This window comes from uncultured Campylobacter sp., assembly GCF_938031315.1.
GTDB lineage: Bacteria > Campylobacterota > Campylobacteria > Campylobacterales > Campylobacteraceae > Campylobacter_B.
In genome coordinates this window covers 1-9,463 of the sequence record NZ_CALHHT010000307.1, presented here as the reverse complement: position 1 = coordinate 9,463, position 9,463 = coordinate 1, and the positions used below count along the sequence as shown (strand labels likewise).

General features: G+C 47.1%; 5 protein-coding genes. All 5 read left to right on the top strand.

Translation table 11 applies throughout. The features are described 5' to 3' along the window. A partial coding sequence (rplA, locus tag Q0236_RS07580; RefSeq protein WP_297916594.1) for a 50S ribosomal protein L1 occupies positions 1-552 on the top strand: 552 nt, incomplete at its 5' end. 113 nt (positions 553-665) lie between these two features. Further along, positions 666-1,145, top strand: coding sequence for a 50S ribosomal protein L10 (gene rplJ / locus Q0236_RS07575; RefSeq protein WP_295152864.1), 480 nt, complete (start codon positions 666-668; stop codon positions 1,143-1,145). 20 nt (positions 1,146-1,165) lie between these two features. Further along, positions 1,166-1,564, top strand: a complete 399-nt coding sequence (gene rplL, locus Q0236_RS07570) for a 50S ribosomal protein L7/L12 (RefSeq protein ID WP_297916593.1) — start codon at positions 1,166-1,168, stop codon at positions 1,562-1,564. A 90-nt stretch (positions 1,565-1,654) separates the two neighbouring features. Further along, complete coding sequence (gene rpoB / locus Q0236_RS07565) at positions 1,655-5,791, top strand: DNA-directed RNA polymerase subunit beta (RefSeq protein ID WP_297916591.1); 4,137 nt, start codon at positions 1,655-1,657, stop codon at positions 5,789-5,791. Next, positions 5,788-9,463 (top strand): DNA-directed RNA polymerase subunit beta' (gene rpoC, locus Q0236_RS07560; RefSeq protein ID WP_297916589.1); only part of this gene is annotated, 3,676 nt, incomplete at its 3' end. The genes rpoB and rpoC, both read left to right, overlap by 4 nt.

Here is a 9,463-nt window from a genome sequence, read left to right as displayed (position 1 = left end):
GATCCAAGACATGCCGATCAGATGGTGCGAGGTTCTGTCGTTTTGCCTGCCGGTACTGGCAAGAGCGTTCGCGTAGCCGTGATCGCAAAAGACGCAAAGGCTAGCGAGGCTAGCGAAGCGGGTGCCGATATAGTGGGCGCCGATGATCTAATCGAAGAGATTCAAAAGGGAAATATAAATTTCGATGTTCTTATCGCTACTCCAAATTTAATGGGACTAGTCGGTAAGGTAGGTCGTATTCTCGGTCCAAAAGGCGTTATGCCGAACCCTAAAACCGGTACCGTTACTATGGATGTCGCTCAGGCCGTTAAAAATGCTAAGGGTGGACAGGTAAATTTCCGCGTCGATAAGCAAGGAAATATCCACGCAGGCCTTGGCAAGGCTAGCTTTAGCAAAGAGCAGCTTTTAGACAATCTTACGACGTTTATTAAAACCATAAATAAGCATAAGCCAGCGACTGCGAAGGGCAGATACGTAACTCATGCATCGCTTTCACTTACTATGAGCCCTGCAGTTACACTGGATAATCAAGAAATAATCGATTTAAAATAAAATTTTAAATTTTTATCTTAGATTGGAGATAGCTCAAGGTTTTTAACTTAATTGATCGAAATTTCAAAATTTCGATCGCTTGGCTTGAAATCACCGATCGGAAAGGAGACCTAATGACGAGAGACGAAAAATCAAAGATAGTAGCGGAGCTTGGCGAGGCTTTCAAAGCTAGCGAAGCTATAGTAATTTCCGATTTTAAAGGCCTTAGCGTTAAGCAGCTTGAAGATCTTAGAAATAGCGCGCGCGAAGCGGGCGTAAAGGTTCGGGTTATTAAAAACACCCTAGCTAATATCGCATTAAAAAATGCCGAAAAAAACGGACTTAGCTTTAAAGATACCAATATCTTCTTATGGGGCGAGCAGCTTTCTGTATGTAAAGTAGCGGCTAAATTTGAAGAGAAAAATGAAATTTTTAAGCTTAAGACCGCTCATATCGATGGGGAAGTAGCCGGCGTAGATAAGGTTAGAGCGCTTTCGAAGATGCCTTCGAGAGACGAGCTTATCGCGATGTTACTTCAAGTATGGAATGCGCCGATTCAAAATTTTACGATCGGCTTAAATGCGCTTAAGCAGAAAAAAGAAGCTAGCGCTTAATTAAAATTTAGGAGAATAAAATGGCAATTTCAACAGATGAAGAGGTTTTGGAGTATATCTCTAATCGTTCGGTGCTAGAGCTTAGCGAACTAGTTAAAAAATTTGAGGAAAAATTCGGCGTAAGCGCAGCTCCGGTTATGGTAGCAGGCGGCGCAGGTGCTGGCGGCGCAGGTGCTGGCGGCGCAGGTGCGGCAGCGGCTGAAGAGAAAACGGAATTCGACGTCGTATTGCTTGATGCGGGCGATAAGAAAATCAACGTAATTAAGGTTGTTCGCGCCTTAACGGGCCTTGGTCTAAAAGAAGCCAAAGACGCTACCGAGGCTACTCCGTCCGTTCTTAAAGAGGGACTTAACAAAGAAGACGCCGAGAAGGCTAAAAAAGAGCTTGAAGAAGCAGGCGCTAAAGTCGAACTCAAATAAATCGCGAAATTTTAAAATTTCGCATACAAATGTGTGCCGGTGCGTCGCATCGGCACTTCTTTCTTTAAAATACAACTACGAGGTAGTGGAATGTTAAACAGCCTATATTCAGGAAATCGTCTTAGGGTGGATTTTTCAAAGGTCCCCAAAGACATTGAAATTCCGAATTTATTACAACTGCAAAAGAAAAGTTTTGATCATTTTTTAAATCTTGACAACTCAGACGATGAAAGCGGCATAGAGAAGGTTTTTAAAGCCATTTTTCCTATCCACGACGCACAGAATAGACTAAGTATCGAGTATGTAAGCAGCGAAATTTCAAAGCCAAAGTATTCGATCAGAGAATGCATGGAAAGAGGTCTTACCTACTCCGTAAATTTAAAGATGAAGCTCCGCCTGCTAGTGCATGAGCGCGATGAAAAGACGGGCAAAAAAATCGGCGTAAAAGAGATCAAAGAGCAAGATATATTTATCCGCGACATTCCTTTAATGACCGATAGAATTTCATTTATCATTAACGGCGTAGAGCGTGTCGTCGTAAATCAGCTGCACAGAAGCCCGGGCGTAATCTTCAAAGAGGAAGAGAGCCCTACGGTTCTAAATAAACTTATCTACACCGCTCAAATAATACCTGATCGCGGCAGCTGGCTATACTTCGAATACGACGTAAAAGACGTACTATACGTGCGCATAAATAAAAGGCGCAAGGTTCCGATCACGATCCTATTTCGCGCACTCGGCTACAAAAAACAAGACATTATAAAATTATTTTATCCTATTAAGACGATCTATATCAAAAAAGGAAAATTCCTAACCGATTTCGATCCTAAAGAGTATTCCGGTAGGCTTGATTACGACATTATAAACGAAAAGGGCGAGGTGCTTCATCAAGCAAGCAAGCGCCTGACATCTAAAAAAGCGGAGAAGCTGGCGGAGGACGGACTAAAACTCATCGAGTATCCGGCTGAAATTTTAGCTGAGCGCTACCTAGCCGACGCCATCGTCGATAAAAACAGCGGCGAAGTGCTTTTTGATTCGCTAACTGCGCTAGATGAGGGCAAGCTAGCCAAGATCGCTAACACCGAGAAAAAATTTACGATCGCCAACGACCTAGCTAGTGGCGTAGATACTTCAATCATAAATTCCTTCATCCAAGATGCCGACGCGCTTAAGCTCTTGCAACAAAGCGAGGGCATAGATGACGAGAACGATCTAGCTGCGATTAGAATTTACAAAGTTATGCGCCCGGGTGAGCCGGTGGTAAAAGAGGCGGCAAAGAGCTTCGTAAACGATCTGTTTTTCAACCCTGAGCGCTACGATCTAACCAAAGTAGGTCGTATGAAAATGAATCACAAACTAGGCATCGAAGCGCCGGAGTACGTAACCGTGCTAACCAGCGAGGATATTATCAAAACCGCGAAATACCTAATCAGGGTCAAAAACGGCGACGGCTTCATCGATGATCGCGACAATCTCGGCAATCGCCGCATACGTTCAATCGGAGAGCTTTTGGCAAACGAGATGCACCTTGGATTTATCAAGGTTCAAAAGGCGATCAAAGATAAATTTACCGGCATTAGCGGCAATCTAGAGGAGCTTATGCCGTATGATTTCGTAAATCCTAAAATCATCACCACTACGCTTATGGAATTTTTCACCGGCGGCCAGTTAAGCCAGTTTATGGATCAGACCAACCCGCTTAGCGAGGTCACGCATAAGCGCCGTCTATCTGCGCTGGGCGAGGGCGGACTGGTTAAAGAGCGCGCCGGCTTTGAGGTGCGCGACGTCCATCCTACGCACTACGGTAGAATTTGCCCTATCGAGACGCCGGAGGGTCAAAACATCGGTCTGATCAACACCCTAGCGACCTATGCGAAGGTAAACGATCTGGGCTTCGTCGAGGCCCCGTATAAAAAGGTCGTAGACGGTAAGGTTACCGACGAGATCGTCTATCTTACCGCTACGCAGGAAGAGGGGCTCGTAATAGCTCCTGCGTCCGCCAAATTGGACGAAGAGGGCAATATCGTAGAGGAGCTTTTGGAGGTTAGAAAAGACGGCGAAAATATCATGGCCAAGCGCGAGGATATTTCGCTGATAGACCTTTGCTCGGGTATGGTCGCGGGCGTAGCGGCGTCGCTGATTCCGTTTTTAGAGCATGACGATGCCAACCGCGCCTTGATGGGCTCGAACATGCAGCGCCAAGCCGTGCCGCTTCTGCACTCCACCGCTCCTATCGTTGGAACGGGTATGGAGGCGATCATCGCGCGCGATTCGTGGGAAGCGATCAAAGCTAATCGCAACGGCGTCGTAGAAAAGGTCGATAATAAAAATATATTCATTTTGGGCGAGGATGAGAAGGGGCCGTTTATCGATCACTACTCGATGGAGAAAAATTTACGCACTAACCAAAACACTACCTTTTCACAGCGCCCGATCGTGCGTAAAGGCGACGTGATAAAGGCGGGTCAAATCATAGCCGACGGTCCTAGCATGGACGGCGGCGAGCTTGCGATCGGCAAAAACGCTCTTATAGCTTTCATGCCGTGGCACGGTTATAATTACGAGGACGCCGTAGTCATGAGCGAAAAGATGATCCGCGCCGACGAATACACCAGCGTGCATGTTTATGAAAAGGAGATCGAGGCTAGAGAGCTTAAAGACGGCGTGGAGGAGATCACGCGCGACATTCCTAATATCAAAGAGGAGGAGCTTACCCACCTCGATGATAGCGGTATCGTAAAGATCGGTACTCACGTCAAACCGGGCATGATCTTGGTAGGCAAGGTAACTCCTAAAGGCGAGGTTAAACCGACGCCTGAAGAGAGACTTTTACGTGCGATCTTCGGCGAGAAGGCGGGACATGTGGTAAATAAATCTCTCTACGCTACCGCTTCGATGGAAGGCGTGGTGATCGACGTTAAAATTTTTACCAAAAAGGGCTACGAGAAAGATCAGCGCACGAACAAAGCCTATGAGGATGAAAAAACCGAGCTCGAAAGGGAGCATCACGATAGGCTTTTGATGCTCGATCGCGAGGAGATGCTAAAGGTAGTGGCACTACTTTCTAAAAGCGCTTTGCAAAGCGATCAAAGCCTCAATAAAAAAGATTATAAAAAGGGCGATAAGGTTAAAAAAGAGGAGCTTGAAAGCTCCAACCGCTTTACGTTAAATTCCTTCGTCAAGGCTTATTCTAAAGCTGTTCAGAAGGAATACGAAGAGCTAAAAAACCACTTCCAAAACGAGAAGCGCAAGCTCAAAGAGGAGCACGACGAAAAGATCGAAATTTTAGAAAAAGACGATATCTTGCCAAGCGGCGTCGTTAAGCTCGTAAAGGTCTATATCGCGACTAAGCGCAAGCTAAAAGTGGGCGATAAGATGGCGGGTCGCCACGGAAATAAGGGTATCGTTTCAAATATCGTCCCTGAGGTCGATATGCCGTATCTGCCTAGCGGACAGCGCGTAGATATCGTGCTAAATCCTCTCGGCGTTCCAAGCCGTATGAATATCGGTCAGATAATGGAGAGCCACCTAGGTCTTGTGGGTTGGCGCTTAGGCGAGCAGATCGCTAAAATTTTAGAAGAGAAAACGGGTGAATGGATAAAAACCCTTCGCGCTAAAATGATTGAGATCGCAGGCGTTTCCAAACTAATGCAGGCTAAAAAAACGCTTGAGAAGATCAGCGACGAGGATCTTTTAAAATACGCTAGAGACTGGGCGAAAGGGGTTAGATTTTCCGCTCCGATATTCGAAGGTATCGTGCCTGAGGATTTCAAAAAGCTATTTGAGATGGCGAATATCGATCAGGACGGCAAGACCGAGCTTTACGACGGCCGCACCGGCGAAAAGATCAAAGAGCGCGTAAACGTGGGCTGCATGTATTATCTCAAACTACACCACCTAGTCGACGAGAAGGTTCACGCAAGAAGCACCGGTCCTTACAGCCTAGTCACGCAGCAGCCGGTCGGCGGCAAGGCGCTATTCGGCGGTCAAAGATTTGGCGAGATGGAAGTTTGGGCCCTGGAGGCATACGGCGCGGCATACACGCTTCGCGAGATGTTAACGATCAAATCCGACGATGTCGATGGACGCTTGGCTGCGTATAAGGCGCTAACAAAAGGCGAAAACGTTCCGTCCACCGGAATTCCTGAGACATTTTTTGTTTTAACAAACGAGCTTAAATCGCTTGCTCTAGACGTTGAAATTTACGAGAATGGAGAGAATAAATGAGCGATAATTCAAATTTAGAAAGAATAGAAATAAAAGAGGACGCCAGAGTCCACGACTTCGACGCATTTGCCATTACGATTGCGAGTCCCGAGCAGATCAAGGCTTGGAGCCACGGCGAGGTAAAAAAGCCCGAGACTATCAACTACCGCACGCTCAAACCGGAGCGCGACGGGCTTTTTTGCGCTAAAATTTTCGGCCCCGTAAGGGATTATGAGTGCATCTGCGGTAAATATAAAAAGATGCGCTACAAAGGCTGGAAGTGCGAAAAATGTGGCGTCGAGATCACAAGCTCGAAGGTTCGTCGCACCAGAATGGGGCATATCGAGCTCGTAACGCCGGTAGCTCATATTTGGTATGTAAGCTCCTTGCCTAGCCGTATCGGTACGCTTCTAAATATCAAGATGAAAGATCTTGAGCGCGTGCTCTACTACGAAGCATATATCGTAGAGAATGCGGGCGAGGCGTTTTACGATAATGAAAATTCCAAAAAGGTTGAGAAATACGACGTTTTAAACGAAGAGCAGTATCAGAGCCTAAAAGAGCGCTTTTCGCAGACAGGCTTCGTCGCTAAAATGGGCGGTCAGGTGATCCGCGATATGTTAGCTGAGCTTGATTTGGTCGAAATTTTATCCACGCTTAAGCAGGAGATGGAAAATACCAACTCCGAAGCGAAGAAAAAAACTATCGTCAAGCGTCTAAAGGTCGTCGAGAGCTTTTTAAATTCCGGCAATAAGCCCGAGTGGATGATGATTACAAATCTTCCCGTGCTGCCTGCCGATCTACGCCCGCTTGTAAGCCTTGAAGGTGGAAAATTTGCGGTTTCTGACGTAAATGATCTATACCGCCGCGTCATCAATCGAAATTCTAGGCTCAAAAGGCTGATGGAGCTCGATGCACCCGAGATCATCATCCGCAACGAAAAACGAATGCTTCAAGAGGCGGTGGATGCGCTTTTTGACAACGGACGTCGCGCTAACGCCGTAAAGGGCGCCAACAAGCGACCGCTTAAATCTCTAAGCGAGATCATTAAAGGTAAGCAGGGTCGCTTCCGACAAAATTTACTTGGCAAGCGCGTGGATTTTTCGGGTCGCTCCGTCATCGTCGTAGGTCCAAATTTACGCATGGATCAGTGCGGTCTACCTAAAACTATGGCGCTTGAGCTATTCAAGCCGCATCTAATCGCACGCTTGCAAGAGAAGGGCTACGCCACCACGGTCAAGCAAGCCAAAAAGATGATAGAAAATAAACTAAACGAGGTTTGGGAGTGCTTGGAGGAGGTCGTAAAGGATCACCCGGTTATGTTAAACCGCGCGCCGACGCTTCATAAGATGTCTATTCAGGCGTTTCATCCCGTGCTCGTCGAGGGCAAGGCGATCAGACTGCATCCGCTAGTCTGCGCCGCGTTCAACGCTGACTTCGACGGCGATCAGATGGCTGTGCATGTACCGCTTAGCCAAGAGGCGATCGCGGAATGTAAAATTTTAATGCTTAGCTCGATGAATATCTTGCTTCCTGCGAGCGGAAAGCCCGTCGCGGTGCCTAGCCAGGATATGGTTTTGGGAATTTATTATCTAAGCTTGGAAAAACCGGGTGCTAAGGGAACGAATAAAATTTTTGCAAACGTTGACGAGGTAATGCTCGCCGTAGAGGCAAACGCTCTGGATATCCACGCTAAAATCAAAACGATGATCGATCGCCGCATTATCTTTACGACCGCGGGCCGCTTGATCATCAAATCGATCCTGCCTAGCTTTATTCCGGATCATCTTTGGAATAAGATTATGAAGAAAAAGGATATCGCCGAGCTCGTCGATTACGTCTATAAAAACGGCGGTCTTGAGATAAGCGCGGAATTTTTGGATAATCTTAAGAATTTAGGCTTTGAATCCGCGACTAAAGCGGGCGTTTCGATCTCCGTTTCGGATATCATCGTGCCGAAGTCTAAAGCGGGTCTTGTAGAAGAGGCTAAAAAGCAGGTCAGAGAGGTTCAGAACCAATACGGCGCGGGCTTGCTAACCGACGGCGAGCGCTATAATAAAACCATCGATATCTGGACCAGCACCAGCAAAAAGCTAGCCGATGAGATGATGAAGATGATGGAGAAGGATAAGGACGGCTTTAACTCGATCTATATGATGGCCGATAGCGGCGCGCGAGGTAGCGCAGAGCAGATCAAACAGCTAGCGGGTATGAGAGGTCTGATGAGTAAGCCGGACGGCTCGATCATCGAGACGCCGATCACTTCAAATTTTAGAGAGGGTCTGAACGTAAACGAGTACTTCATCTCTACTCACGGCGCGCGTAAAGGTCTTGCCGATACGGCGCTTAAGACCGCGAATGCGGGATATCTAACGCGAAAGCTGATCGACGTCGCGCAAAATGTCAGAGTTACGATGCACGACTGCGGCACGCACGAGGGTATCGAGGTTACCGAGATTGTAGAGAACGGAACGCAAATAGAAAGCTTAGCCGATAGGATTATGGGTAGGGTGCTAAGCTCGGATGTAATTGATCCGGTGTCGAATGAAATTTTATTTACCGAGGGCACTCTTTTGGGCGTTGGCGAAGTAAAAACCATCGTGGATTCGGGTATTAAATCCGTAAATATCCGCACGCCGATTACCTGCAAGGCCGAAAAAGGGGTCTGCGCGAAGTGCTACGGCGTAAATTTGGGAGAGGGCAAGCTGGTAAAACCGGGTGAAGCGGTCGGTATCATCTCTGCGCAATCAATCGGCGAGCCGGGCACGCAGCTTACGCTACGAACCTTCCACGCCGGCGGTACCGCATCTACCGAGCAGCAAGATCGCCAAGTAATCGCCGATAAAGAGGGCTTTATCAGGTATTATAATGTCAAAACCTACGAAAATGGCGGCAAAAATATCGTGATGAACCGCAGAAACGCCGCGGTGCTTTTGGTTGAGCCTAAGATTAAGGCTCCAATTACCGGTAAGGTAAGCATCGATATAACTCACGATGATGTGAATATCATGCTAAAGGGTAAGAAGGAAGAATTTAGATATACTATCCGGCGCCACGATCTAGCCAAGCCTACCGAGCTTGCGGGCGTAAGCGGTAAAGTTGAGGGAAAATTCTACATCGTATTTAAAGACGGCGAAACCGTTGGAGAAAATGATAGTTTAGTAGAGGTTATAAAAGAAGACTGGAATATCCCTACTCGAATTCCGTTTGCAAGCGAACTTCGCGTCAAAGACGGCGAGCCGGTAACTCAAAAGATCAAAGCGGGAGCAAATGGTACGCTTAAGTATTTCATCCTAAAGGGCGATTATTTAGAGAGGCTAAGAGATATCAAAAAAGGTCACGTCGTAAGTGAGAAGGGTATGTACGTAGTCATCTCCGATGAAAACGGCAGAGAGGCGATCCGTCACTATATACCGCGCGAATCGGTCATTACCTATGATGATAATAGCGTCGTAAAAAGCGAAGATTTAATCGCTAAGCCTAAAAAAGACGATCGCTTGATCATCGCCGAGTGGGATCCGTATTCTATCCCTGTGGCTGCAGAGTGCGAGGGTAAGATCAGCTTTGAGGATATCGAGCCTGGATATACCGCTACAGAGCAATATGACGAGACTACCGGTCAAAGCCGCTTGGTTATCAATGAGTACCTACCTCAAGGCGTTAAACCGGCCATTATCGTAACTCCTAGCAAGG

What these genes read in the sequence shown, in the direction of transcription:
- rplJ (WP_295152864.1), top strand. Translation starts at nt 666, where the DNA reads ATGACGAGAGACGAAAAATCAAAGATAGTAGCGGAGCTTGGCGAGGCT.
- rplL (WP_297916593.1), top strand. Translation starts at nt 1,166, where the DNA reads ATGGCAATTTCAACAGATGAAGAGGTTTTGGAGTATATCTCTAATCGT.
- rpoB (WP_297916591.1), top strand. Translation starts at nt 1,655, where the DNA reads ATGTTAAACAGCCTATATTCAGGAAATCGTCTTAGGGTGGATTTTTCA.